This is a genomic window from Arthrobacter sp. T572, assembly GCF_056780115.1.
In genome coordinates, this window is sequence record NZ_JBRAZQ010000002.1 from 229,726 (window position 1) to 255,711 (window position 25,986).

26 protein-coding genes and 1 tRNA gene are annotated in these 25,986 nt (G+C 63.6%); 16 read left to right on the forward strand and 11 right to left on the reverse strand.

Annotation, left to right across the window (positions count from 1 at the left end):
* Positions 1–79: 79 nt before the first annotated feature.
* From ACUYMZ_RS02185 to ACUYMZ_RS02200, 4 genes are all read left to right on the forward strand, one after another.
* Positions 80–277: a hypothetical protein gene (locus tag ACUYMZ_RS02185; protein ID WP_426005296.1), complete on the forward strand. Its 198-nt coding sequence runs from the start codon at positions 80–82 to the stop codon at positions 275–277.
* Positions 278–367: 90 nt separating this feature from the next.
* Positions 368–1,021, forward strand: coding sequence for a carboxyltransferase domain-containing protein (locus tag ACUYMZ_RS02190; RefSeq protein ID WP_442424238.1), 654 nt, complete (start codon positions 368–370; stop codon positions 1,019–1,021).
* Between the two features lie 51 nt (positions 1,022–1,072).
* A complete protein-coding gene (locus ACUYMZ_RS02195; RefSeq protein ID WP_481601951.1) occupies positions 1,073–1,732 on the forward strand; it encodes a TetR/AcrR family transcriptional regulator in 660 nt (219 codons plus the stop codon).
* Between the two features lie 122 nt (positions 1,733–1,854).
* Entirely contained in the window at positions 1,855–3,318 is a 1,464-nt protein-coding gene (locus ACUYMZ_RS02200; RefSeq protein ID WP_481601952.1) for an APC family permease, read from the forward strand.
* 68 nt (positions 3,319–3,386) lie between these two features.
* Here ACUYMZ_RS02200 and ACUYMZ_RS02205 read toward each other — a convergent pair whose 3' ends face one another.
* The 3 genes from ACUYMZ_RS02205 to ACUYMZ_RS02215 form a co-directional block, all read right to left on the reverse strand.
* Positions 3,387–3,674: a DUF3040 domain-containing protein gene (locus ACUYMZ_RS02205; protein ID WP_426005304.1), complete on the reverse strand. Its 288-nt coding sequence runs from the start codon at positions 3,672–3,674 to the stop codon at positions 3,387–3,389.
* Between the two features lie 88 nt (positions 3,675–3,762).
* Positions 3,763–4,245 carry a hypothetical protein gene (locus ACUYMZ_RS02210; protein ID WP_481601953.1) on the reverse strand — a complete coding sequence of 161 codons (483 nt, stop codon included), beginning with the start codon at positions 4,243–4,245 and terminating at the stop codon, positions 3,763–3,765.
* Between the two features lie 106 nt (positions 4,246–4,351).
* A complete protein-coding gene (locus ACUYMZ_RS02215; RefSeq protein ID WP_481601954.1) occupies positions 4,352–5,302 on the reverse strand; it encodes an HhH-GPD family protein in 951 nt (316 codons plus the stop codon).
* Positions 5,303–5,454: 152 nt separating this feature from the next.
* Here ACUYMZ_RS02215 and ACUYMZ_RS02220 point away from each other — a divergent pair, with 152 nt between their 5' ends.
* Both ACUYMZ_RS02220 and ACUYMZ_RS02225 read left to right on the forward strand, forming a co-directional pair.
* The gene (locus ACUYMZ_RS02220; RefSeq protein ID WP_481601955.1) at positions 5,455–6,912 is read left to right on the forward strand and encodes a protein adenylyltransferase SelO; all 1,458 of its coding nucleotides are present in this window, start codon (positions 5,455–5,457) and stop codon (positions 6,910–6,912) included.
* 104 nt (positions 6,913–7,016) lie between these two features.
* On the forward strand, positions 7,017–7,718 hold the full coding sequence (locus ACUYMZ_RS02225) for a hypothetical protein (RefSeq protein WP_481601956.1): 702 nt from the start codon (positions 7,017–7,019) through the stop codon (positions 7,716–7,718).
* Positions 7,719–7,804: 86 nt separating this feature from the next.
* Here the strand turns inward: ACUYMZ_RS02225 and disA are convergent, their stop codons facing one another.
* From disA to ACUYMZ_RS02250, 5 genes are all read right to left on the reverse strand, one after another.
* On the reverse strand, positions 7,805–8,881 hold the full coding sequence (gene disA, locus ACUYMZ_RS02230) for a DNA integrity scanning diadenylate cyclase DisA (RefSeq protein WP_426005313.1): 1,077 nt from the start codon (positions 8,879–8,881) through the stop codon (positions 7,805–7,807).
* Between the two features lie 220 nt (positions 8,882–9,101).
* The gene (locus tag ACUYMZ_RS02235; RefSeq protein WP_481601957.1) at positions 9,102–9,725 is read right to left on the reverse strand and encodes a Pr6Pr family membrane protein; all 624 of its coding nucleotides are present in this window, start codon (positions 9,723–9,725) and stop codon (positions 9,102–9,104) included.
* Between the two features lie 54 nt (positions 9,726–9,779).
* Complete coding sequence (radA, locus tag ACUYMZ_RS02240; RefSeq protein WP_426005317.1) at positions 9,780–11,153, reverse strand: DNA repair protein RadA; 1,374 nt, start codon at positions 11,151–11,153, stop codon at positions 9,780–9,782.
* Positions 11,154–11,537: 384 nt separating this feature from the next.
* Positions 11,538–12,242 carry a phosphatase PAP2 family protein gene (locus ACUYMZ_RS02245; protein WP_481601958.1) on the reverse strand — a complete coding sequence of 235 codons (705 nt, stop codon included), beginning with the start codon at positions 12,240–12,242 and terminating at the stop codon, positions 11,538–11,540.
* A 47-nt stretch (positions 12,243–12,289) separates the two neighbouring features.
* Positions 12,290–13,417 carry an FUSC family protein gene (locus ACUYMZ_RS02250; protein WP_426005321.1) on the reverse strand — a complete coding sequence of 376 codons (1,128 nt, stop codon included), beginning with the start codon at positions 13,415–13,417 and terminating at the stop codon, positions 12,290–12,292.
* 237 nt (positions 13,418–13,654) lie between these two features.
* Between ACUYMZ_RS02250 and pstS the strand changes: the two genes are divergently transcribed.
* From pstS to pstB, 4 genes are all read left to right on the forward strand, one after another.
* A complete protein-coding gene (gene pstS, locus ACUYMZ_RS02255; RefSeq protein WP_481601959.1) occupies positions 13,655–14,776 on the forward strand; it encodes a phosphate ABC transporter substrate-binding protein PstS in 1,122 nt (373 codons plus the stop codon).
* A 136-nt stretch (positions 14,777–14,912) separates the two neighbouring features.
* A complete protein-coding gene (pstC, locus tag ACUYMZ_RS02260; protein WP_426005325.1) occupies positions 14,913–15,845 on the forward strand; it encodes a phosphate ABC transporter permease subunit PstC in 933 nt (310 codons plus the stop codon).
* The gene (gene pstA, locus ACUYMZ_RS02265) at positions 15,846–16,949 is read left to right on the forward strand and encodes a phosphate ABC transporter permease PstA (protein ID WP_442424247.1); all 1,104 of its coding nucleotides are present in this window, start codon (positions 15,846–15,848) and stop codon (positions 16,947–16,949) included.
* 64 nt (positions 16,950–17,013) lie between these two features.
* Entirely contained in the window at positions 17,014–17,793 is a 780-nt protein-coding gene (pstB, locus tag ACUYMZ_RS02270) for a phosphate ABC transporter ATP-binding protein PstB (RefSeq protein ID WP_426005329.1), read from the forward strand.
* Between the two features lie 180 nt (positions 17,794–17,973).
* Here pstB and ACUYMZ_RS02275 read toward each other — a convergent pair whose 3' ends face one another.
* Positions 17,974–18,996, reverse strand: a complete 1,023-nt coding sequence (locus tag ACUYMZ_RS02275; RefSeq protein ID WP_442424248.1) for an inorganic phosphate transporter — start codon at positions 18,994–18,996, stop codon at positions 17,974–17,976.
* Between the two features lies 1 nt (position 18,997).
* Positions 18,998–19,615 carry a DUF47 domain-containing protein gene (locus tag ACUYMZ_RS02280; RefSeq protein ID WP_426005333.1) on the reverse strand — a complete coding sequence of 206 codons (618 nt, stop codon included), beginning with the start codon at positions 19,613–19,615 and terminating at the stop codon, positions 18,998–19,000.
* Between the two features lie 211 nt (positions 19,616–19,826).
* Here ACUYMZ_RS02280 and ACUYMZ_RS02285 point away from each other — a divergent pair, with 211 nt between their 5' ends.
* Positions 19,827–20,552 (forward strand): hypothetical protein, encoded by a 726-nt coding sequence (locus ACUYMZ_RS02285; protein ID WP_481601960.1) that lies wholly within the window; start codon positions 19,827–19,829, stop codon positions 20,550–20,552.
* 179 nt (positions 20,553–20,731) lie between these two features.
* On the opposite strand, the gene ACUYMZ_RS02290 is transcribed toward ACUYMZ_RS02285, so the two are convergent.
* Positions 20,732–21,391, reverse strand: coding sequence for a hypothetical protein (locus ACUYMZ_RS02290; RefSeq protein WP_426005336.1), 660 nt, complete (start codon positions 21,389–21,391; stop codon positions 20,732–20,734).
* Between the two features lie 225 nt (positions 21,392–21,616).
* On the opposite strand from ACUYMZ_RS02290, the gene ACUYMZ_RS02295 reads away from it, so the two are divergent.
* The 5 genes from ACUYMZ_RS02295 (at position 21,617) to ACUYMZ_RS02315 (ending at position 25,843) form a co-directional block, all read left to right on the forward strand.
* Positions 21,617–21,689, forward strand: a tRNA-Lys gene (locus tag ACUYMZ_RS02295).
* Between the two features lie 124 nt (positions 21,690–21,813).
* Positions 21,814–23,859 (forward strand): alpha/beta hydrolase, encoded by a 2,046-nt coding sequence (locus tag ACUYMZ_RS02300; RefSeq protein WP_481601961.1) that lies wholly within the window; start codon positions 21,814–21,816, stop codon positions 23,857–23,859.
* Positions 23,860–23,882: 23 nt separating this feature from the next.
* Complete coding sequence (locus ACUYMZ_RS02305) at positions 23,883–24,476, forward strand: hypothetical protein (protein WP_481601962.1); 594 nt, start codon at positions 23,883–23,885, stop codon at positions 24,474–24,476.
* A 192-nt stretch (positions 24,477–24,668) separates the two neighbouring features.
* Positions 24,669–25,154, forward strand: coding sequence for a hypothetical protein (locus tag ACUYMZ_RS02310; RefSeq protein ID WP_481601963.1), 486 nt, complete (start codon positions 24,669–24,671; stop codon positions 25,152–25,154).
* Positions 25,155–25,345: 191 nt separating this feature from the next.
* Positions 25,346–25,843, forward strand: coding sequence for a hypothetical protein (locus ACUYMZ_RS02315; RefSeq protein WP_481601964.1), 498 nt, complete (start codon positions 25,346–25,348; stop codon positions 25,841–25,843).
* Positions 25,844–25,986: the final 143 nt, after the last annotated feature.

Here is a 25,986-nt window from a genome sequence, read left to right on the forward strand (position 1 = left end):
CTGACACGATCAGCGGCACCTCAAAAGTTGGATTCTGGAAAGACCAAAAGGCACCACTAGTTTTTGAGAGTTGATTCCGATGATGAACAGGAAGCTCGCCCAAGGACGGCATGTTGAATGGCTGCGGGCCTCAGCACATATTAACGAGACTGAACTTGGGGAGCGGAGCGACCACCAGATGAAGCGGTCCGGCCGCAACGTTCACCGGCTTCTTAAAGACATGGTCGAAGGGCGCGACATCAGCGACGCCACGCCCTGGCCGTACCCGGGGGCGTAACCCCTCCTGAAGACCGCGGGCCGCAGCGCTTGGAGCCGGCACTGTTCCAGGCGTTGCGGTCCGCTTCCTTAGCCCTTGGTGGAGGTGAAGATGGCTGGTTATGCACCCACGATCCTTTCATGCAGGCCTGGCACCCTCCTGGTGGAACTTCCACAGCCTGCTGGCTGCGGGCCATGGATTGCTCCGTTTATCGAAGCGGTGAAGTCCTTGGATTTCGACGGCATCACGGACATCCGCGGCCTCCGTGACGGCGTCATTGTGGATTACGTTGCCGGAGCCGTTGATCTGAAAGGGCTCAGCGCCGTGCTGGTGGCCGCTTTTTCCAAGGTTTCCTATGCCCGCGGTGACTTTTCCGCCATGACGCACAGTGTGCCTGCCATTTTTGATGGTCCGGATCTGGCAGTGGCCTGCTTGCTCCTGAACGTGCCGGAACGTAGCTTGATCCGGCGATTGTGCCGCACAAAACACAAGGTCAGGACGTTCGCCTCCCCAGGAGCCTCGGCGTTGCTCGAAGTACCCTGGGCCGGGGACTGGCACCAATCCGCGCAAGGGAGCCGACCCGCCAAACTGGTCCCCCAAGGCTCGCTCACCCTGTCCCGCCCTGGAGTGACGCTGACCAGCCGCAGCAGCTACTCGGACGAACTCGTCGTGGGACGCGTGGGCGCCGGATTCCTCACTTCCCTGCCGGATCTCCGGATGGGAGATTCTTTGTGGCTACGGCGCGGCAGTCCTTTACCTTACTAACGATCGTTCGCTAGAGTGGGAGATGGTTTCACCAGCAGGCCGAGGATGGCATTGAACTATTCGTCGCGTGATCAGGCCACCGCGGCCCTGGCAGAATTTCTTTCCGACCGCGGCAGGCCCCTACTGACGACCTCCCAGCAGCGGATCGTTACAGCCTTCCTCCGACTTGCCGGGGCGCATGGTTTCGAATCCGTGACGATGCGCACCTTGAGCCGTGAACTGGGCCTCAAAGCACCAAGCCTCTACTCAAGCTTTCCGGGTGGACGTGAGGAAATCGTGGCTGAGGTCCTTCTGGGGTTCAGGCGGAGGTTTGCCCTCGGACTCCTGGCGGCCGTGCAGGCTACTGCTGGTCCGGAAGAGTACTGGGCAGCTTTGGTCCGCTTTCACCTGGTCCAGCACCTAAGGGGCCTTGAGGCCGATCTCGGGGATCTGCTGGTCGCTACGGACAAGGTGTCCCGGTTCTTCAGCGAGGAAGTCCGGCAAGAAATTTCCGCCTGGTTGCGCTTGCGCGAAGCCATGTTTGTCGCGTCGGCGCAGGACATGGGATACCCGCTCTCCCGCCAGACTGCCCACGTTATTCTTACGCTCCTTGACGGTGCGGGACGATGGGCGGCCTGGAACGGCGGCGAGCCGGAGTTGCAGGTCCTGGTGGACCGCACAGTGGCGCTTTCACGTTCCATTCTCGAGATCGGCTCCGGAGTCCCGACTTAGGTCAACCGCCCTTTGCCGCCGGCATCGACTTCCAGGGCGGTGGTGTCCCAACATGGCACATGTTCCCCAATTGCCGCCCGGATAGTGTGATCCGGCACGCAATATCCAGTGATGAGGATTACATGAACAACACCGCAACAGACACACCTGGGTTGGCGCGCCAGGTCCGGACGAACAAGCTCAGTGGCAACATGGGAGTTGGTGAGCTCGTCATGAATGTGCTTGCGTTCTCCTCGCCGCTGGCAACGGTAGCCGGAACCTTGCCGGTGTTGCTGATGTTCAGCGGAAAGACCGCCCCGGCGATCTACCTGCTGGTGACGTTGATGCTGCTGATCTTTTCCGTTGGCTTTGTGAAGATGAGCCGCAGCGTCAAAGGCGCCGGAGGATTCTATTCATTCGTGACGGAGGGCCTCGGCAAACCGGCGGGCCTTGGCGGCGCGCTGCTCGCACTCTTCGGCTACATCTTCATCGGCTTCTTCGCCCCGTCGTTCTTCGGCGTCACGCTCCAGGGCTTCGTGGTGAACACGCTGGGTGGTCCGGAGATTGCCTGGTACTGGTACGCGCTGGGTATCACTGCGGTGACGACCATTCTGGCTTATCACCGGATCGACCTCTCCGCCAAGGTCCTCACGATCGTGATGCTCCTCGAAGTTGCCGTCATCGTGGTCTTCGATCTGGTGTCGTTCTCCGCCAGCGGCCTGGAGGCAGTGCAAACCGCCGGCTTCGCCCTGCCGTCGGTCACGGATGCTTCGCTTGGTTTGGCGTTGCTTTTTGCTGTGGGCAATTTCTTTGGTTTTGAAGCGACGGTCATCTACCGCGATGAGGTCAAGAACCCCGACAAGACCATCGGCCGGGCAACATACATTGCCGTGGTGGGAATCGGAATCTTTTATGCGGTGGCGGCATGGGCATACATAGCCTTCCTTGGAGCTGACAATATCCAGACCGCTGCCCAAGAGAACACCGTCAATCTCTTCAATGATGCCGCGGCGGCCCTGGCGGGAAGGATCTTCGCCGATATTGCCATGGTTCTGCTGATCACCTCGGTTCTGGCCTGCATGCTGTCCATCCAGAACATCTCGGCCCGGTACAGTTTCTCGCTGGCGCAGGACCATGCGTTGCCCTCAATCCTGGGCCGTGTCCATCCGCGCCATAGGTCTCCATACGTATCTGCGCTTGCTGTTGGTTTGGTCTGGGCGGCGGCAACGGTGCTCTTCACCGTTCTGGGGGTTGCTCCGGAGGTCCTCTATCCGATTGCCAGCGGCAGTGGCACCTTTGCTGTATTGCTCCTGATGTTTATCACCAGCGGGGCTGTCCTGGTCTACTTTGCCCGCCGCCGCGGTACCACTCCGGGGTCTGTCTGGAAGACGATCGTGGCCCCCTTGATCAGTGTGCTGTTCCTCGGTGCCATTACGTGGCTGGCCATCACCAATTACCCTGAGTTGATTGGCGGATCGGCCGTTCTGACCGTCATCTTTATGTCATTCACGTTCGCTCTGTTCATCGGCGGCATCGTCTACGCGCTGTACCTTCGCTCAAAGCGACCGGACGTATACTCCCGGCTGGGACGGCGGGTAGTCGATTGACAAGAGGGGCAGAGCAGGGAGTTGCCTCCCGGGCAAGTCTGAACGCGATACATCCCCTTGGGAATCGCCTATCTGCCCCTCCTGCCCCGCCCTTCTCTCCGGTGCGTCCACAAGTCGACCAACGCCAGCCCCGCCACCAGGAATCCGAGCCAGCCCACCGCCGCGAGGTTCTCCAGCAGCCCCAGCAGGAAGAACAGGACACCTGCCGCCAAGGCAACCAGGCCCAACGTCCGCCGCGGGACATGGCCGTCTTCGGCCCGGCCCGATTCAAGCCGTCGGGCCAAAGCGGGGTCTTCTATGAAAAGTTCACGTTCGACGTTCTGCAGAACCCGTCGCTCATGTTCGGACAAAGGCACGGGAGACCTCCAGCGTGGATCCACATGGTGATGAATGCACGCGTACCCGTTTCCGGCCCGGTTATGCGGCAGCCCCCAACAAAATTGGTTAGTCCTGCCTCAGGCCAGCGGCGTCCAGCAGCACATGCGCGGTGATAAACCGCCCGCACTGCTCACCGAAGGGATATTCACCCTTGGGCGTGAACGTCAGGCTCCTGACAGGGAGGGACGCTCCGTCCGGGGCCGTTCCGGAAACAGTCGCCTCCAGCGGTGACTCCGTGAGCACAGGAAGCATGAGGGACCCTTGCAAAGTGCCGTCGGGCGATGTCGTGGCCGAGCACGTACCCTCCGGCGTGCATCCCTGGTCCACAGCCACGGCCCCGGGGTGCAGGACAAGCTCTTCCTGTGTGCACGTCCCGTCCTGGCAGGCTTTCATGGTCAAGGAATCCACCGAGGGCGCGTAGCTGGCAGCCACCGTGATTGAAACCCCGGGAACCTGCCCTACGGCGGGGCACGCCACGGGTTCCTCCAGACAGCCGGGCAGCAGCGCCGCCGTTCCGGCCAAGGTCAACGCCAGTGCGGTTTTCCCCATGCTTCAGGGTAGGCCCGGCGACGCCCGGGGGGATCCGGTATCCGCGGAACAGCGCCCGCATTGTTACCCGTCGTCCCGCTCTGTGGCCAAAGCGACACCCGGCCGGTCAGGCTGGAAGCCGCAGCCCGCCGTCGTGCATTTCAGCCAAACCGTCCTGGAGCAGGCCGTCCAGTGCCCGCTCGAGCTGCTCCGGAGCAGTATTGAGCCGGTGTAGCGCCGCCAGGGGAACCCCGACGCCGGACGGTCCGAATCCGAGGTCCGCCGGCTCCCGCTCGAACAACTCACGCGGAACCGGCGCGGCGGCCTCGCGCAGTACGGCCATCACGGCACCGCGGACCTGCCGGTCGGTGCCGTGCCAGGCCTGACCCTTGGGGGTGTACGACGGCGGAGGCTCGCCTGCCGCCAACCAGGCGCACCGTGCGCGGACAGGACAGTCGGCACATTTGGGGCTGCGTGCCGTGCAAACCGTGGCGCCCAACTCCATAACGGACGCGTTCCACCGGACGGACAGCTGCCGGTCCTCCGGAAGGGCAGCAACCGCCAGCTTCATCTCGGCGGCCGTCAGGGCAGGGGCCGGCAGCGCTGTGCCCATGAAAAGCCTGGCGTGGACGCGGCGGATGTTGGTGTCCACCACGGTCTCGCGGCGGCCGAACGCAAAGGAGGCGACGGCGGCAGCTGTGTAACTGCCGACCCCTGGCAGGCCCAGGAGTTCGGCGTAGGTATCGGGTACCTTGCCATCGTGAATGTCCCGGATGGCCACGGCAGCGGCATGGAGGCGCAAAGCCCGGCGGGGATACCCCAACCGCCCCCAATGCCGCACCGCTTCTCCCGACGGTTCGTTGGCGAGGTCGGCAGGGGAGGGCCAGCGCTCCATCCAGTCCCGCCAGACGGGCAACACCCGGACCACCGGGGTCTGCTGCAGCATGACCTCACTGACCAGGATTCCCCACGGGCCGCAGTCCGGGTCGCGCCATGGCAAATCCCTGGCTGCCTGCGTGAACCAGTGGTCCAGGGCCTGGTGCAGGCCGGCGAGTTCGTCGGTGCCCGGAAGCGTCATGCGTGCTGGGAATCCCTGTTCTGGATGGCGTGGTCCGCCGGTGCGGAACGGTGTTGGCTGACATCAACTGTAGTGGAAGGTCACGGTCCGGCAGGCCGTGCTGCTACCCCGCCGGCCGGTTGTTCCGCGGGAGCAGAAGGTAAACTTGTTCGATGAGTGGCATTGCGCATTCAACCATCACGCTTCAGGGGCGGTTTGCCCGCGAACTCCAGGAGATGGCCATTCCGTGGCAGGCCGAGGACGCCCCGGAACCGCAGCTTCTGGTCCTCAACGACGCCCTTGCCGTTGAGCTCGGCCTGGACCCGGAATACCTCCGCAGCCCCGAAGGGGTACGGTTCCTCACCGGCAACCATGTCCCGGAAGGCGCCACGCCGGTAGCCCAGGCCTACTCCGGGCACCAGTTCGGCTGGTATTCGCCCCGGCTGGGTGACGGCCGTGCCCTCCTGCTGGGCGAGGTCGACTCAGACGGCGGCCTGCGTGACCTCCACTTGAAGGGGTCCGGCCGCACTCCGTTTGCCCGCAATGGTGATGGGCAGGCCGTGGTGGGACCCATGCTCCGCGAGTACCTCCTCAGCGAATCGATGCATGCCCTGGGGATTCCCACCACCAGGTCGCTGGCCGTCGTGGCCACGGGACGGCAGGTGCAGCGTGAGTCGCTCCTGCCCGGTGCCGTCCTGGCCCGGGTTGCCGGCAGCCACCTGCGCGTCGGCAGCTTCCAGTACGCCAGGAACACCAACAACCTGGACCTGCTGCGTCGCCTGGCCGACCACGCGATCGCCCGCCACCACCCTTCGGCGGCGGAGGAACCGAATCCGTACCTGGCCCTGCTCGAAGGGGTCATCGCCGTCCAGGCCAGGCTGCTGGCCCAGTGGATGCTGGTGGGCTTCGTCCACGGTGTCATGAACACGGACAACATGACCATCTCCGGTGAAACCATCGACTACGGCCCCTGCGCCTTCATGGAAGGCTTTGATCCGGGCGCCGTCTACAGCTCAATCGACGAATCCGGACGATACGCCTACCGCAACCAGCCGGTGGTGGCCGAGTGGAACCTGGCCCGGTTCGCCGAATCGCTGGCAGTCCTCATCCACGACGACCAGGACAAGGCCGTGGAACTGGCAGTGCAGGCCCTCAACGGGTTCCGCACGCAGTACAGTGCCGCGTGGTTTTCCGGCATGAAGGCCAAGATGGGACTGCCGGACCTTGATGACGATCAGGCCTCGCCCCTTGTGGATGACCTGCTCAAACTGGTCCAGGAAGCACGGGCGGATTACACCTCCTTCTTCCGGAATCTCGGCAAAGCAGCCCGCGGACATACCGGACCGGCGCGGGGCATGGTGCTGGACCTGCCCGCGTTCGACGAATGGTTGGCGCGGTGGCAGGCCCTGAAGCCCGACGCCGATGCCATGGACAAGGTCAACCCCCTCTACATCCCCCGCAACCACCTTGTTGAAGAGGCGCTCGCGGCTGCGACCACTGGCGACATGGAACCTGCCCGGCAGTTGCTCACCGACGTGACCGCCCCCTTCGACGAACGTCCCGGCCGGGAACGTTACGCTGAGCCGGCTCCGGACGACTTCGGCCCCTACAGGACCTTCTGCGGGACGTGACAGTGCCCGCGGGGTACGGCATGGCACACGTCACATGCGTCCGGTTTGGCGCCCGGCGGCGTGGTGGCGGGGCTGGCCCAGCCCGGCGCGCCTAGCCTAGAAACATGGCCAATCAGGGTAAGCAGTCCACCGTGCGCAAGTCCGCGCCGGCGCAAGGCGCTGCCCGCGGACAGAGCCGCCCCGGCGCCCGGCGACGTCCGAGCCCTGCCGTGTACCGCCGTCGACGACTCGTGGTGTTCGGCGCCTTGCTGGTGGTGGTGGCACTCCTCGTGGGCGGCGTAGTCGCCATCGGTTCTGCGCTGGCCGGCAGCCCTGCACCCCAGGCGACGGGCACGCCGGAGGCCAGCCAGGGCCCCACCCAGGACGCCGCGCCAACGGCCGCCGCTTCAGCGTCGCCGTCGGCCAAACCCACCCCCGTGTGCGACTTCAACCTGATGACCGTCGCAGCCAAGACCGATAAGGCTGCCTATGGCGCGGATGAGAAACCCATGCTCACCATGACCATCACCAACGGCGGCTCGGCCCCCTGCGAAGTCAACGTGGGCACCTCCCAAATGGAGTACCTGGTCATGAGCGGGGCGGACCGGATCTTCTCCTCCAAGGACTGCCAGACCGGCGGCGTGGACCTCATCAAAACCATCCAGCCCGGCAAGAGCGAAACCGCCAACTTCCCGTGGCAGCGCAACCGCACCCTGGAAGGCTGCGCTGCGATCAACGCCAAGCCCGGCGCGGGCGGCGCCTACTACACGTTCGAGGCGCGGCTCGGGAACAAGTCCAGCCCCAAGGCTGTCTTCCAGCTCAACTGACGTTCACGCGCCGGGGCGCTTTGGCTCGCGGATCGCTTAAGCTCGTGCCGGGTCGCTTCCGTGAAGGCACGACGGCGGATCCCGCCTTAAAGGAACCGGTCCAGAAGGCTGGCCTCAGCCATGCGGCTCAAGCCTTCGCGGACTGTGCGGGCGCGCTGATCGCCGATTCCATCCACGGTCATGAGGTCGTCGATGGTGGCGGCCATCAGGTTCTGGAGCCCGCCGAAATACTCCACCAAACGGTCTGCAACAGCCTTGGGTACGGATTTCAGCCCGGACAGCAGTCGGTAGCCCTGCGGCTGGACCACGGCGTCGAGTTGTTCCACGCCGCCGGCGAAGCCGATGATGTGGGCGATCCGGCTCAGGTCGATCAGTTCCGTGGGGCCGAGGTTGAGAAGCGCCTGGACGGACTCCTCAATGTCCTCGGGGGTGGCGTTGGGGTCGGCGTAGTCGCGGATGATGATGTCGCTGCCCGGGCCCCGGCCCATGGTGAGCTCTTCCAGCTGCAGGGACAGCAAACGGCCGTCTTCGCCGAGTTCCAACACGTACTGGGCGATTTCCTCTGAAATGCGGCGGACCATTTCCTGGCGCTGCAGCGTGACGGCGACGTCGCGAACCGTGACCAGCGCCTCGATCTCCAATGCCGAGAGGGAGCTGGTGACCTGGTCAAGCCTGGCGCTGTAACGCTCCAGCGTGGCCAGGGCCTGGTTGGCGCGGGCCAGGACTTTCTCGGAGCCTTCCAGGACGTGGCGCAGGCCGTTGACGTACAGCGCGATGATCTGCATGGACTGGCTCACGGAGATCACCGGGACGCCGGTCTGGATGGCCACGCGTTCGGCCGTGCGGTGGCGGGTGCCCGATTCCTGGGTTTCGATACTTGCGTCCGGCACCAGTTGCACTGCAGCCCTGACAATGTTGCTGGCGTCCTTGTCGCAGATGATGGCGCCGTCCATCTTGGCCAGCTCCCGGAGCCGGGTGGGGGAAAACTCGATGCCGATATCGAAGCCGCCGGAACAGATGGAATCGATGGTGCGGTCGTATCCGAGGACGATCAGGGCGCCGGTGCGGCCGCGGAGAATGCGTTCAAGGCCGTCACGGAGGGGAGTTCCGGGGGCGACCCTGGCCAGGGTCGCTTTGAGCGTTTCTTCCGGGCTCCGGGCCATACGGTCTTTCCCTTTCGAAGGTGCAAGCCACGGCTCACAGACAAGCTGGTTCTTCGCGTTCAGGGGCGCAGCAAAAATGCCCCAAAGGCGACTAGCACCATGATAGGGCTTCCCGGCACCGTTAACCGCACCAGCAAGCCCCAAAGTGGACCATTTTGTTATCAGCGAGGCGCTCCCAAAAGTGGGTTTCGGCCGGCGCCCGGCAGAGCCATTTGAGGGGTCAGTAGTCCACGTTGCGCTTCATTTTGTTGCCAAGCCAGAGCATGGCAAGGCTGACCACCAGGAAACCGATGGCGATCGCGATGGCGTAGAACACCACGCCACCCCACCCGCCGGCGCGATCCGGGTTGATGAACCAGTACGGGTACCAGTTCACGATCGACCCGCGGACCAGGCTGTAGGTCAGATAGGCGACGGGGTAGATCAACCAGTACCAGATGTGCCGGAGCAGGAGTTTGGCCCGCGGCGGCTGGAAAAGCCAGTCCACCACCATGACTACGGGAATCAGGTAATGCACCACGAAGTTGACCCACGGGACCATGGAGCCGAGGTCTTCCCCGGCCAGCAGCGCGCCGAAGACAATGCCCACCACGGCCATGGCGATGGTTGCCGTTCCCCTGGTGACGTCGTCAGCCTCGCTGGGTCGCTTTCCTACCAGCACCCGGTATCCGCTGACCAGCAGCACAACCGCCGCGAAGATGTTGGAGAGATTGGTGAAGTAGCTGAAGAAGTTGCCGACGTCGTAGTTCAGGCTGATGTGGACCACCAGCTGGGTCGCCACAGCCACCAACGTCAGAATCCCAAAGAAAAAGCGTCCCCCGATAAGCACCGTCCGTTTGGTCATGCGTCCCATCCTTGCCGAACGCCCTTGCGGCAGCCCTGCGACACCCCGAAAGGGTTAAGTGATCAGCAGTTCCAGCGCCTCGGCCAGGTGGCCGACTTCCTTGACAGAGAAACCATCCGGAATGACGCCTGCGCCGGCCGGACTCGCTGGGACAATCGCGTGGGTGAAGCCCAGCCGGTGGGCCTCCTGGATGCGCTGGTTGATCCCCGGCACCGGCCGTACCTCTCCGGCCAGGCCCACCTCGCCGAATGCAATGAGCCGCTGGGGGAGTGCCTTCCGCGACTTCGCCGAAGCGACCGCCAGGGCCACGGCGAGGTCCGTAGCAGGTTCGCTGAGCTTGACGCCTCCCACGGTGGCTACATAGGAGTCGTCTTTATGGAGCATGCACCCGGCCCGCTGCTGCAGGACCGCCAGCAGCATGGCCACCCGGGAGCTTTCCAGTCCGCTGGTGGCACGCCGTGGCTGGGCATTGGCGCTTTCCGCCAGGAGTGACTGGACCTCGGCCAGCAGGGGGCGGCGACCCTCCATGGTGACGGTGATGCAGGTGCCGGACACCGGCTCCCGGGTCCGGGAAACGAACAGCCCGCTGGGGTCGGCCAGGCCTTCGATTCCGGCCTCGTTCAGGTCGAAACACCCGACGTCGTCCGTTGCTCCGTACCGGTTTTTGACGGCGCGGAGCAGCCTCAACCGGGAATGGCGCTCACCCTCGAACTGGCACACCACATCCACCAGGTGCTCCAGCAGGCGTGGGCCGGCAATGGTGCCGTCCTTGGTGACATGGCCTACCAGCAGGGTGGTCATGTTGCGGCGCTTGGCCGCGGCGATGATGGAAGCGGCAACCTCGCGCACCTGGGATACGCCGCCGGCACTGCCCTCCACTTCCGTGCTGCTCAGCGTCTGCACGGAATCAACAATCAGCAGCTTGGGTTCGAGCTTCTCCACCTGGCCCAGGGCCTGCCCAAGGTCCGTCTCTGCGGACAGGTAGAGGGTGTGCGCCACGGCATCGATCCGCTCCGCCCGGAGCTTGACCTGGGCAGCTGACTCCTCACCGGTGATGTACAGGACGTCCTGCCCCGTGCGGGCAAACTTGGCGGCGACGTCCAGCAGGAGGGTGGATTTCCCGACGCCGGGTTCCCCGGCAAGCAGGATCACGGCACCAGGAACCAGCCCTCCTCCCAGAACGCGGTCAAGCTCATCAACGCCCGTGGGCAGGAACGCTGCCGTGGTCCCGTCTACCTCCGCGATCCGGCGGGCAGGCTCCAGGACTGAAGCGGCCGCCGTCGTACGCGCAACAGTGGCGCCGTACTCTTCAACGGTTCCCCACGCCTGGCACTCACCGCACCGGCCCACCCACTTGATGGCGGTCCAGCCGCATTCGGAGCATTTGTAGGCAGGGGTCTTGGAAGCACGGGAGGTCTTTGAAGCCATGGATCCAAGGTTAGCCGCGGGGACTGACAGGATAGGTGCCAGGGGATCGGAAGCGGCAACGTGGCCTTGAAGCCGGCGGCGGCTGGGGGGAGAGTCTCGGTCTCAGAAGACTCTGTCGCCGCCGGCTTCGTCAAGGGCCGGACCGCGCGGTGGCGGCCGGGGCATCGGCTCAAAGAGACCACCGATGCGGTTGTTGCGACTGTGGAAATCCGGCGATGCTTGGGGCTAACCGTTCTTCCAAGAAACAGTTAACCGCCCGGCGAAAATCAGTACACGAGTAGTTGGTACTCGATTAGTTCAGGCATTCCGGGGCGCCGGCACCCGTCCTGTACTCAGGTTGCCGGGGGCGGCTACTTGGTCAGTCGGCCGGAATGACGGCCTGGATCAAGCAGTTTCAAGGGCCCTGCCGTGCCGTGCAGCGTCCACAAAAATGGCAATGCCCGTCACGCCCAGTGCCACACCCAAGGATGCCACCACGTCGGTGAGCCAGTGGTAGCCCAGGTACATCCGGCTGAAGGCGACCACCAGGGACAACAAAGCGGCCGCGGCGAAGGCAAGGACCGCCGTCGTCCGTGTGCCCGAACGCGAGACCAGCAGGTAGGTGAGGACCAGGGCGAAGATGCAGACGCCCATGACGTGGCCGGAGGGGAAGGAGAGGGCATCGTCCGGGCCCATCAGGAAGTCCGAGGACGGCGGGCGGGAGCGCCCCGCTTCGTGCTTGACGAGAGTGGTCAGCACCACGGACAATCCCATGGCACCTGCCAGGATGGCCGGGCGCCACACTTCCTTCTTCCACAGAGCCCAGCCGACGGCCACGGCAACGGTAAGTACGGACAACCACGGCGGCGAGGTGATGGTGGACAGCAACGCGAACAGTGCCGTAGCCCAACCGGTGCGCGAGTCCACCACGAAGGTGTGCACCGAAACGTCGGCAGTGGCCAGGCCGGACTCAGACATGACGGCGGCAAACATCAGCCAGAACACCACATCTCCTGCCACCAGCAAACCACCTGCCCACAGGAACAGCGGTTGCTGGCGCAGCCTGAGGGCGGGTGCGGCGCGGAAACGCGTCGGGGCGGCGGGAGTCATCGCCCCATTTTCCCCCATGAAGCCGGGGCTTCCCTAAACGCAGGGCGCTAGAGCGGCGGCAGTACCGCCCGGGCTTCGTCCGGCTCCACGCCACTGGCCTCCAAAAGATCCACCATGAGCGGGCGGAACAGCATGACCACGGTTTCGCCCTCGAGCCTTTGGACATCCAGCATCTTGGGGTGCAGCCGGGACGCGATCACGGACAGATCGGTCCGGGCACGCCTCAGGTGCACCCGCCGCGCCCCTTCACTCTGCTCGGACAGGCCGATATTGAGTTCGTCCACGGCGGCGGCCGTTTCCTGGAGGACCTCGGCGATGCTGTCGATCGCCTCATCGGACAGGGCTGCGTGGTTGATGGCACTGGTCAATCGCCTGGCGAAGACCCGGCTGTTCCGGAGCGCCAGGTCGATGTACTCCAGCGAATGCTCGAGGCTGGCCAGCTCATCCCGGTGCCGTCGGTGCGCAGGAGCCAGCGTGGCCACCTCACCGGACGCCCGCAGCGTCTGCCGCATCCGGTCCACCAGCGGCTGGCAATTACGGCCGCGGATCAGGGCATGCCAGGCGGCCGTGGAGTCGCTTTCGATCATCGCCTTGGCGCACTCGCGCAGCACTTCCGAGAGTTCATGCAGGATCTTCTGGACATCCTTGCGCGGCTCGCGGCGTGGATCCTTGGGCACCAGGATGGTCACCAGGAGCGCAAACACGCCCCCGATCACGGCATCCAGGCTGCGTGTGAACGGCCCGCCGGCCGGCGCCGGCAGCAGCACCACCAGCAGCGACTGAAGTCCCAGCTGGGTAGTGAAGATGGTGCCGCTGTCCAGGAACCTGGCCAGCAGGATGGAGAAAAGAAGTACGACGGCGGCCTGCCAGATTCCGGCGCCCAGCCAGTGGAGCAGCAGGTCGCCAACCACGATGCCGAGTGTGCAGCCAAGGCCGACTTCGATGACCCGCCGCAGGCGCGGGTCGCGGGAGAATCCAAGGGCAATCAGAGACGAGGTGGCCGCGAACAGGGGACCCTGGTGGCCCAGGACGTACTCAGCAAAGGCATAGGCGCCTACCGCGCACACGGTCATCTGGATCGCGGGGACCAGGGACGTGCGGCTGCGGACCAGGCCGGTGCGGAACCGTGCCCGCACGAATCTCTTGCTTGCGGAAAGTCCCTTCACGGCGGCCATGCCTTCCAGTCTATTTGCCGCAGCCCGCACCCGAACGGGACGGGGCGCCCCACTCAAGGTGGCGCGCGCCACATAACCCAATGGTCCGCCGTCGTTCACCTTCCGTTCACTTTCCACAACAGGTCCCGTTACCTGCGCTCTTTACCTTCAGTAAAGGAACGAAAAGGTCCTTAGCTCGCGCACGCCGAAATCTCCGTTCGGCCCGCATCGAAGAAACCCTGGAAGGGGCACATCCAAGTGAAGGCAACTCACTTCGGCCGCAACGCGGCACTCGCGGTCATCGCAGCCGGCGCTCTGGCGCTCACTGCCTGCGGTTCAGACAACGCAACCGGCACCTCGGCCGGCACCCAGTCTGCTGCATCCGGCGCCAACGTCACCGGTACCCTTACCGGCATCGGCGCTTCCTCCACCGGCGCAGCCATGGACGCCTGGAAGGCCGGCTTCTCCGCCGCAAACCAGGGCGCCACCGTTCAGTACTCCCCGGACGGCTCCGGCGCAGGCCGCAAGGCCATCATCGACGGCTCCGCCCAGTTCGCCGGTTCCGACGCCTACCTGAAGGACGAGGAACTGGAGAGCTCCAAGGCCAAGTGCGGCCCCGACGGCGCCATCAACATCCCGGTGTACATCTCCCCGATCGCTGTCGCCTTCAACGTCCCCGGCGTCACCGACCTGAAGCTCGACGCAGCAACGGTCGCCAAGATCTTCCGCGGCCAGATCACCAACTGGAACGATCCCGCGATCGCCGCCCTCAACGAAGGCGTTACCCTGCCTGACCTCAAGGTCACCCCCGTGAACCGCTCCGACGACTCGGGCACCACCACCAACTTCACCGACTACCTGGCAGCTGCTGCTCCCGAGGTCTGGACCGACAAGGCTGCAGGCGTGTGGCCCGCCAGCCTCCAGGGCGAGAACGCCAAGGGCACCTCCGGCGTCGTCAAGACCGTTACCGACACCCCCGGTGCCGTGACCTACGCTGACGACTCCGCTGTCTCCGGCAAGCTGGGCACCGCGTCCATCAAGGTCGGCGAGGAATTCGTCAAGATCTCCGCAGAGGCTGCTGCCAAGGCTGTCGAAGCCGGCGCTCCCGTCGAAGGCCGCGCAGCCAACGACGTAGCCATCAAGCTGGACCGCAAGACCACCGCTGCCGGTGCCTACCCGGTAGTCCTCGTCTCTTACCACGTTGTTTGCACGACGTACGAGACCAAGGAAGTTGCCGACCTGGTCAAGGCCTTCGAGTCCTACGTTGTCTCCGACGAGGGCCAGAAGACCGCTGCTGACGCCGCCAAGTCCGCACCGCTGTCCAAGGCGCTGCAGGACAAGGCCAAGGCTGCCATCGAGACCGTCAAGGCCAAGGCCTGAGGGTTCCCCGGTAGGTTCGCCTGAACCCGGCTGAACACTGAAGTTCCCTGTCCCGCGGAGTGGCTGAAGAAGCCGCTCCGCGGGACAGGGAACTAGCCATGTATGACCAGTTCACTGAAACCTGAAGGATCGTGAAGTGACCACCAACTCCCTGACAACCTCCCAAGGCGCCGGACGCGCCGGGGACAAGGTTTTCTCCGGGGCCGCCCTGGCCGCAGGGTGCCTTATCCTCGCGGTCCTCTTCGGGGTTGCGTTGTTCCTCGTAGTCCAGGCGATCCCCGCGCTGACCGCCCCTGCGGCGGACATCCAGGGCGGCAACGGCTTCTTTGCCTACATCGCCCCGATCGTGGTCGGCACGCTGATCGCCGCCGTGATCGCCCTCATCATTGCCACGCCGGTGGCCATCGGCGTCGCCCTGTTCATCTCCCACTACGCACCCCGCCGCCTGGCATCCGGGCTCGGCTACGTGGTGGACCTCCTGGCCGCCATCCCTTCCGTGGTGTACGGCGCCTGGGGCGCTGCGTTCCTGGCCAAGGAAATCTCGCCCGCCTACGACTGGCTGGCCAACAACATGGGCTGGCTGCCGATCTTCCAGGGTCCGGCCTCCGCAACCGGCAAGACCATCCTCACCGCCGGCATCGTCCTCTCCGTCATGGTCCTTCCGATCATCACCTCCCTGTCCCGCGAAATCTTCCTGCAGACCCCCAAGCTGCACGAGGAAGCCGCGCTGGCCCTGGGAGCCACCCGCTGGGAAATGATCAAGATGGCCGTCCTGCCGTTCGGCCGCCCCGGCATCATCAGCGCCGTTATGCTCGGCCTGGGTCGTGCCCTCGGTGAGACCATGGCCGTTGCCCTGGTGCTCTCCTCCGGTGTCCTGACCGCCAGCCTCATCCAGTCGGGCAACCAGACCATCGCCGCCGAGATCGCCCTGAACTTCCCCGAAGCCAGCGGACTCAAGGTCAACACGTTGATCGCCGCGGGCCTGGTGCTGTTCGTCATCACGCTCGGCGTCAACATGATCGCCCGCTGGATCATTGCCCGGCACAAAGAATTCTCGGGAGCCAACTAAATGACCGCCACAGTAGTCCGTAAGCGCTCGGCGCTCACCAAGGGGCAGCTGCCCAGGTTCGCACCGTATGTCGTCCTTGCCGTCGCACTGATCGTCGGCGCGGCCATCCTTGCCCTCATCGGCTTCAATGCCTTCGGCTGGGGCATTGTCTCGGCCATACTCTTCACCATCGGACTGGTTTCCTGGAGCGGCGCTGTTGAAGGAGCCCGCAAGGCCAAGGACAAACTGGCCACCTGCCTCGTGGTCGGCGCCTTCCTGATCGCCCTGCTTCCGCTGATCTCCGTGATCTGGACCGTACTGGTCAACGGCATCCCCGGCCTGGTCACCCCCGGTTTCCTCTCCACGTCCATGAACGGTGTCACTGGCGTCTACGACAACCGGGCAGCCGAAGAAGGCGCTCCCGTGCTGGGCGGTATCTACCACGCCCTGCTCGGCACCATCCAGATCACGCTGCTGGCCACCGTCATTTCCGTGCCCGTTGGCCTGCTGACCGCGATCTACCTGGTGGAGTACGGCAACGACCGCCCGTTGGCCCGTGCCATCACGTTCTTCGTGGACGTCATGACCGGTATCCCGTCCATCGTGGCCGGCCTTTTCGCTGCGGCTTTCTTCTTCGCACTCGTAGGCCCCGGCACCAAGACCGGTGCGGTAGCCGCCGTCGCGCTTTCAGTGCTGATGATCCCGGTGGTGGTCCGCTCCAGCGAGGAAATGCTCAAGATCGTCCCGAACGAACTCCGCGAAGCCTCGTACGCGCTCGGCGTGCGCAAGTGGCGCACCATCACCAAGGTGGTTATTCCGACGGCGATCTCCGGCATCGCATCCGGTGTCACCTTGGCCATTGCCCGGGTTATCGGCGAAACCGCGCCGATCCTCGTCACCGCAGGCTTCGCCACCACCATCAACAACAACGTGTTCGGCGGCTGGATGGCCTCCCTGCCCACGTTCATTTACACCCAGATCCTCAACCCGACGTCGCCGTCCAACCCTGGTCCGTCAGACCAGCGTGCCTGGGGTGCCGCCTTGGTGCTGATCATCCTGGTGATGCTCCTGAATCTCGGAGCACGCCTCATCGCCCGCATCTTCGCGCCCAAGACGGGCCGGTAACCGGGCGGGCAGCATTGCTGCCCCACTACACACTTCCAAACCCCCCAAGGAAAAAAGGAACACCATGTCCAAGCGCATCGACGTCAAAGACTTGAATGTCTACTACGGCAACTTCCTGGCCGTACAGGACGTGAACATCAACATCGAAGCCAAGTCCGTCACCGCCTTCATCGGCCCGTCCGGTTGTGGCAAATCCACCTTCCTCCGCACGCTGAACCGCATGCACGAAGTCCTGCCCGGCGCCCGGGTTGAGGGTGAAGTCCTGCTCGACGGCGACAACCTGTACGGACCCGGCGTGGACCCCGTGACCGTCCGCACCCAGGTGGGCATGGTGTTCCAGCGCCCCAACCCGTTCCCCACCATGTCCATCCGCGACAACGTGCTGGCCGGGGTCAAGCTGAACAACAAGAGGATCTCCAAGGGTGCTGCTGACGCGCTCGTTGAGAAGTCCCTGGTAGGCGCCAACCTGTGGAACGAGGTCAAGGACCGCCTGGACAAGCCCGGCTCGGGTCTTTCCGGTGGCCAGCAGCAGCGTCTCTGCATTGCCCGCGCCATTGCCGTGGAGCCGCAGGTGATCCTCATGGACGAGCCGTGCTCCGCCCTGGACCCCATTTCCACCTTGGCCGTTGAGGACCTCATCAATGAGCTGAAGGACCAGTACACCGTGGTGATCGTGACCCACAACATGCAGCAGGCTGCGCGTGTGTCGGACAAGACGGCGTTCTTCAACATCGCCGGCACCGGCAAGCCCGGCCGCCTGATCGAGTTCGCCGACACCACCACCATCTTCAACAACCCCTCCCAGAAGGCCACGGAAGACTACGTCTCCGGCCGCTTCGGATAAGGGTTGCAGGTTCCGGCTTCATGGGGGAGCCGGCAGTGACAACGACGGCGGCCGTCGCCTTGGGGGTACGGCCGCCGTCGTTTTGTCATACCGTCATACCCGCTCCCGCCACCCACTTTTTTACCCAACTGGGTCGCATTTGTGCGCGTTTTGAGCCCGCTAAACGTGCTTAACTGCGACCTAGTTGGGGAGGTCTGCGAGGGGAGAGAACGCGAGCTCCAGAATGAACGCGATGGCGGCCGTGACCAGGGGAGTGACGAGCCAGAAGAGCAGGATGCGGCGGACCACCCGGCGGTTCACAACGTGGAAGCGCTGGTTGGTTCCGGCGCCCAGCACGGACGCTGTCAGGGTGTGGGTGGTGGACAACGGGAAGTGCAGCCCGATCGCGCCGACAAAGAGCATCACGGACGTCAACGTCTGCGCGATGAAGCCCCTCTGGGGATCGACGCGGATGAGCTTGTGGCCCAGGGTGTGGGAAATCCTCCACCCGCCAAACAGGGTTCCCGCCGTGAGCATGATGGCCGTCAGGAGCAGGATCCAGAAGGGTACGTCGTCCCCGGAATCGAGGCCCGCGGCCACCAGTGCCAGCAACAGGACGGCGGTAGTACGTTGGCCATCCTGCAGTCCATGGCCGAACGCCACCGCCGCCGAAGACACTGCCTGCGCCCGGCGGAAGCGCCTGTTGATCACGCTGGGCTGGGCGTAGCGGGCCGCCCACGTCACGGGCCACACCAACAGGTAGGCAGCCACGAAGGCCACCAGGGGCGAGACCAGCAGCGGCAGCACCACTTGCCCCACCAGTGCCGAGTCCACGCCGTCAATGAAGTTGCCGCCCACCGAGATACTCGCCAAGCCTGCACCCACCAAGCCACCCATAAGCGAGTTCGTAGAGGACAGGGGGATGCCCCGCCACCACGCATAAACACCCCACAGGATGGCTGCCGTCAAGGACGAGGCCAGCATGGTGAGCCCGCTGATCCCGGAGGGAAGGGAAATCCATGCCTGGGTGAACGCCAGCACGAAGCCGCCGCTCAGCATGGCGCCCACGAAGTTGAAGATCACGGCGAGCAACACCGCGATGGACGGCGTGAGCGCACGGGTCCTGGTGGACAGGGCCACGGCATTGGAGACGTCGCGGAATCCATTGAGGAACGCGAATCCTGCGGCCAAGCCCACCACCAGGAACAGGATTGCAGTGGTCACGTCATGATTCCTTGACGATGATGCTGCCTACCTGGGTGGCGATCTTGCGCATGTCCTTGGTGACTTCCACCAACTGGTTGGCAATGTCCCGGTGCCGTGAGTAGGGCGTCGGCTTCATGTCCCGCAGCATTTCCGCCACCCAGATCCGATGCGTCCGTTCGGCCCTTTTGGCTAGCCGCAGCACCTCGATCCAGTAATCTTCCAGCTCATCGAGGTCTTCCAGCTTCCGCATGGCGTTGACCGTGAGTTCCGCTTGGCGGCTGATGATTTCCAGTTGGTCAGCGGCGCGCTTGGGCAAGCGGTCCAGCTTGTACAGGGCAACGAGTTCCCCGGCGGCGTCCAGCTTCTCCATGGCCTCGTTCAGGTGCCGGGAGAGCGTGTACATGTCCTCGCGGGGGAGCGGGTTCACAAAGCTCGTGCGCATATGGGTCAGGAGCGCGAAATGCAGGTCGAGCGACTTGGATTCGTGTTCGTGGAGTTCTTCGCTGAGCCGATCGTGTTCGCTCGCGGGAGCGCCGAGAATCTCGGACAGGGTTCCGGTCGCAGCCACAATAACGCCTGCCATCTGCGCGAGCAGTGCAAGTCCTGCGGGCTCCTGGGGGAAAAGGCGCAGCTTCATAACGCTTCCGGTCGGGGGCGGTCGGGTGGGGCGGGCAGCTTGACTTGACGCTGACCGTTTCAGCCCCAACTTTACCGGTACCGGACTCAGGTCCGTGCTTCGCGATGGGCGCTGCGCCGATCGGCAAGCGGGACACATCTCCCCATGGCAAAACCCAAGCAGGCGTGAAAGTCTAGGCGGGTTACCAATTAATCCACTCAATGGGGGAACTATGCCAGTCAATAATGTAGTGAAGATTACCGGGCTTGCGATCGCGGGGATGCTCGCCCTGAGCGGCTGCGGCAACGGAAGTTCAAGCACGACGGCGGAAGGTTCCCAGCCGCCGTCGTCGTCCTCCTCTTCGGCTTCTTCGCCGTCATCTTCACCGTCCACCTCTGCCTCGGCGGATGCCGGCACGTCGTCGGGTGCCTACAAGGCGGCTTCCTGGGCCCAGCCCATCTCGGAAGCAGGGGACAAGCTCGGAACCATCAAGGGCGAAAGCTTCAGTGTGGACATCTACCAGGTGGCCACCGATGCGGCGTCCAAGGACAGCATGTTCGTGGACAAGGAGACCAAGGAAAACCTGCTCAAGAAGGGCGCGCCCATCGTCTACATCAACTACGTGGTCACCAACACGTCATCGGCGGAGATCCCCTTGGGGCACTCACTGGTTTCCCCGTCGGCCAAGTACACGGACTGGAAGTACCTGGGCGGTATGCCCTCCGACTCAAGCACTGACGGCTACAAGAAGCACGGACTGACTAACTCCGGCATGAAGCTCAAGGAGGAAGCTCCGTTCAAGTTGGGCCCGGGGGAGTCGTTCAACATCGCGGAGAACTTTGGGTACACGGCGGGAAAGGAAGCGGAAATTTCGGCAACCATGACGCCTGTTGATGCGTCCGGCGATCTGGACCATGACAAGAAGGAAAAGGCTGAAACCACGGTCACCCTGAAGTAGGGCATGAAAATGGTGCCGAACCGGATACGCCTCTCGGCGGTAGGCCGCTCGAAGCGGCTATAAGTTGAAGCCCGGGGGTTTCGCGGTTCGGCACCAGTTTTAGTTTTCTACGGGGCCGCTCCTAAGTCAACATTGACATCGGCGGCGAGCAGTAGGTACGGTCCGGCTTTGGTTTCGGCCTAGTCCAGTTCGCCTAGGCGCCATGCGTTGGCGGCGTGTTCGAGGTCTTCGGCCGTCTTCACCAGTTGGTGGGAGTTGCGCGTGAGCTTGCTGGCGTGGCCTTCGTTGCTGTGCTCGGCGCCGTCGGCGAGGGTCGCCTGGCCGAGTGCCACCACCCGGCAGAACGCAGCGGAACGTTCCAAGGCGACGTCGAAATCTCCATCGAAGGCTCCGGACAAAATGGCGTCCGCCATGGTCTTCATCTCTTCGGCTCCGGGAGGCTCGGCGGCGCCGGCAACCACATTGGATACCTGTGCTGTGTCGCGTCCGGCCCTGAAGTATACGGAGATGCGTTCGGGGTTCTGGATGGTGGCAGCCCGCAGTGCGTAGAGCCGCCACAGGGCACCCGGGAGGGATCGGGCGGGGCTTTCGGCCCACATTTCTGCAATTGCCTCAAGGCCTTGTTCGTCGGCCAGCTTCACCAGGCGCCGGGTAACCTTGGGGTCGTCACTGTCGCGGCCGCGCCTGACCAATGCCTGGGCGGCCAGATGCGCTGCTTCAGAGACCCGGGCAGGATCCGCTCCGCCAGCGAACGGTTCGAAATCGATGGGCGCAAAAGGCTTGGGTTTGTGGTGCCTGTTCGCTCCGCCGTACGCACGTGATCCTGACTGTTCGCTCATGAGTTCACCGTACTCCTGTGCTCTGGCGGGGTCGAGTAACGGTTGTTTGGGCTGGTTCGACGTTTGGCTGTACCGCTGCCACCCACTTTGCGGCCGCCGGTGGGCCGACGCGCCGCTGTGGCTGCGCGCCGTCGTCGTTCTCCGCTCAAAGTGGGTGGTGGCGGTACGGTTCTGTTGCAGCTCCGGCATTGGGGTACAGTATTCATGGCTGTTTCTACAGCTGGAGGGCCTTTAGCTCAGTTGGTAGAGCATCGGACTTTTAATCCGTGGGTCGTGGGTTCGATCCCCACAGGGCCCACCCTCCAAGACAGGCCGGAGACCATGAGTCTCCGGCCTGTCTTTTTTCGTTCCCTGGCCATGGCTGATCCTTGCTCGAATATCGGTTACGCCATTCGATGGATTAACTGTTTGGGGGATTGGTTGTGACGGTTTTTGATGTGGCGATGGAGATTGCGTTCGACGACGGCGCTGCCGACGCCCTGATCAGCGCTGCCGATTCCGCTGACAACGCGCTGCGTTCCGAGGGCTGGTCGCTGGCCGGCGCCTTGGAGTTTGCGATGGAGGACTTCAAGGGCGACTATGCACGCTTGTTCACCCAAGCCTGTGCCATGAGGGCCGAGGATCGTGGCCGGCTTGCCGCTGTTCTCGCGGCGTTGGCTGACGATGTCCGGGAAGCGAAACTGCTGGCCCAGCGGGAGAAGGCCCGGCTCAAGGAAGTTGCTGCTTGGCGGGGACGCGCCGTTGCCCGTGAGCAGGAACTGGCGTCCCTTGACCCTGCCCGTCAGTCCGCGGCTCTGCTGAGCATGGCTCATGATCCGAAGCCCGAGGAAATTCCGATCGCCGCACCGACAATTTCAGCGGTGTTTTCCGCGCAGGAGCGGGTGCGTTTCGCCGGTGGATCCGGAGGTGGAACCAGCTCGGCCGATGCCGGAAAGCTGCGCGAGTGCGCGGCACGATCCCGCGCCTCGACGATTTTCCTGGAGGCGGAGCTTGGGCGGGTCAGGAATGCATGGAGCGGATTCGTCGCCTCGTGTTCATGGGTGAACAGGGGCACCATCACGCTCGTGTCGGGCTTCGAGCAACTGCTGGCTGAAAACGGCGCTGACGCGACCTGGCTTGAGCAGATCGCCACGGCATTCGAGACGGCTGGCAGCGGGTCCATGAGTGACACAATGCTCAACAGTGCACTCATACTGTATGCGCCACCAGAACAAGTCAATCTGAACGACATCGGGGCGCTGAACGCCGGGCAACTGAAAGCCTGGCTCGCCGCGCCTGCGAACAAGAGCCGGCTTCAGGGGCTCCTCGGACAACCTGGCTTGGACCCTGTAGTGATTGCCAAGTGGTGGGCCGGGTTCGGCCAGTCCGTGGACGCCGGGACCGTCATTGTCGGTGAAAGGCAGCAGCTCCTGATCGTAGCCCTCCCCGGGGTTATCGGGAACTTGAACGGGGTGACCGCGACAGCACGGGATCTCGCCAACCGGAAGCGTCTCATCACCGAGCAGGAACGCATCAATTCGGAGCTGGCCAGGACGCCGGAATTCCTGTTCACCACCACGGGACAGGCCATACCCAACCCGAACTGGACAAACCTGCAGACGCAGCAGCAGGCACTTGATGGGATCACGGAAGCACTGAGAAACGCAGGAGGCATCAACGCTGTCCTGCTTGGTTTCGATCTCGCTCCCGGCTCACCCAAGGCGCAGGTCTCTGCGGGCAATCCGGACACAGCTGACAATGTCACCTACGCTGTGTCCGGCATGAACATCACTCCCCAAAGCGGGTTCAACGACTGGGCCGAGAATGCTGCGAACCTTGCGGAGCAGCAACTCTTGCTTGACGAAGGTGAATCCATCGCGGTGGTGGCTTGGATCAATTACGAACCGCCCAACCCGGCCACCGTGAACAGCGGTGATGCCGCCCGGGTCGGTGCCACCCGCTTCGTGGCTGACCTTCAGGGGTTCAACGCCGTCAGGAAAGGCCTGGGAAACGGAACGTCGGAGACCCTGCACGTACTGGGCCACTCCTACGGGACAACCGTGACGTCCAATGCCCTTGCCACCGGGGAACTGAATGTCGCCTCGTTCACCATGCTGGGCTCTGCCGGCATGGAAAAGGAGATCGGGAGCGCCGCAGCGCTTAATGTGCCTGCTGGAGAGGTGTACGTCAGCCACGCAGCAGGTGATGGTCTGGCTCAGATGGGCCGCTTCCTGCGCCAGGATCCGCGTCTGGAGTCTTTCGGCGCCAAAGTGTTCTCCTCGGAAGAGGCCACCATTGATGGGACTCGCTATCGAGGCACCACGGAACACAACACGCTGGTCCACAGAAAAGACGGCGACGGCTACGGATACCTGGACCGAGGAACCACCGCCCTACATCAAGCTGCCCTCACATCGACCGGTCACGGAGACAGTGTCCTGCAAGGCGCGCGGCCCATGACACCTCCCGCAGGATTTGCTGGCCGATGATCAACACAGGAAGAGTGAAACGCATGCCCGCTGAATTCAATTGCCCTCCAAAGGCCCGCAGTTTTCTTGCCGTGCTGTTATGCGCAGCTTTCGCGCTAAGCGCCTGCATACCCACCACGACGGAGAAACCCATGACCGGCTCGAACAATCCGAGCGACCCGGCAACCGTCATGGCCCAGGTCGAAGAGCTCAAGCAGGCCCTCGAGGACCTCCACGGTTTTAAAACCGAAACCCAGAAGGCCATCGGACCCCAGACATGGAAAGACAAGGGCGCCCGAAACAGTGCGTGCACCACGCTTGGGGGGCAGGATGGTGTGAACTACATCATCTTGAGCCAAACAGCCGATCCTGTAGACCTGGAATCGTCAACAGAGATCGTCAGGACGTTATGGGAATCCAAGGGCTTCACCACCCGTACCGAAACCAACCCCAGGGAGCCGGGCCTCATCCGCCTCTACGCTCATAAGGGCGGCGAACGCATCCTGTCCTATTTCGCAAATGTCAAAGGATCCGGGCTGGAAATGGATACCGCCTGCGTCGCCGGCGACCTCAGCGCAATTTACAAAGAGCTGGACAGGCAGGACGCGAGTTCCAGTCCCGTTCCGGCCACTACGTGAATCGGTTTTGCATGATGTCTCCTGGGTGGCCGGCCCGCTCATTGCGGTGTGGGCCGGGTAGCAGTCTTGGAAAGAGTGATACGCATGCCCGCTGAATTCAATGGCCGTCCAAAGGCCCGCAGTTTTCTTGCCGTGCTGTTCTGCGCAGTTTTTGCGTTGAGCGCCTGCACACTCACGACAACGGAGAAACCCATGACAGGCTCGAACAATCCGAGCGACCCGGCAACCGTCAAGGCCCAGGTCGAAGAACTGAAGCAGGCCCTCGCCGATGTCTACGTCTTCAAAACCGAAACCCAAAGGGTCATCGGGCCCCAGCGGTGGGCGGACAAGAACCTCCGAAACATGGACTGCATCACACCTGGTGGGGAAGACGGTGTGAATTACAGCGTCATGAGCCAAACAATGGAAACCCTCGACTTGGAAGCCTCCGTCAACGTCGTCAAATCGTTCTGGGAGTCCAAGGGCTTCACCACCCGCGTCGAAACCAACCCCAGAGACCCGGGAGTCATCCGCCTCTACGCTAACGAGAATGGCGGGCATCTCATATCGTTCACCGCCAACATTGACGGCTCCGGCCTTGAGATGAACAGCGCCTGCGTCGCCGGCGACCAAACGGCGATCTACAAAGAGCTGGACAGGCAGGACGCGAGTTCCAGTCCCGATCCCGCCACTACTTGAATCGGTTGTGCATGATGTCTCCTGGGTGGCCGGCCCGCTCATTGCGGTGTGGGCCGGGTAGCAGTCTTGGAAAGAGTGATACGCATGCCGCTGAATTCAATGGCCGTCCAAAGGCCCGCAGTTTTCTTGCCGTGCTGCTCTGCGCAGTTTTTGCGTTGAGCGCCTGCACATCCACCACCACGGAGAAACCCATGACAGGCTCGAACAATCCGAGCGACCCGGCAACCGTCAAGGCCCGGGTCGAAAAACTCAAGCAGGCCCTCGCGGACCTCCACGCCTTCAAAACCGAAACCCAAAAAGCCATCGGGCCCCAGCAGTGGACGGACAAGAACCTCCGAAATAGTGCCTGCACCACACCAGACGGGCAAGAAGGCGTGAATTACAGCGTCATGAGCCAAACAATGGAAACCCTCGACTTGGAAGCCTCGGTCAACGTGGTCAAATCGTTCTGGGAGTCCAAGGGCTTCGCCACCCGTACTGAAACCAACCCCAGGGAGCCGGGAGTCATCCGCCTCTACGCCAACGAGAACGGCGGACACCTCATATCCTTCACCGCCACCAGCAAAGGCTCCAGCCTCGAGATGGACAGTGCCTGCGTCGCCGGCGACCAAACGGCAATCTATAAGGAGCTGTATCCCGGGAACTTCGGCCTCCGTCCCAGTCCCAGTTCCTCCGCGACGTCCGGGTAAGCCTCATGCCCGCTGAAACCAACGCCAGATCAACGCCTCGGCGCATCCAGCAGCCCAAGCAACCCGGGGCGCATTAAGAAATCTCTTGACTCCCACCCCTCCGGCCCGTCAGCATGGTTTCTACAACGTTGTAAACCAGTAAA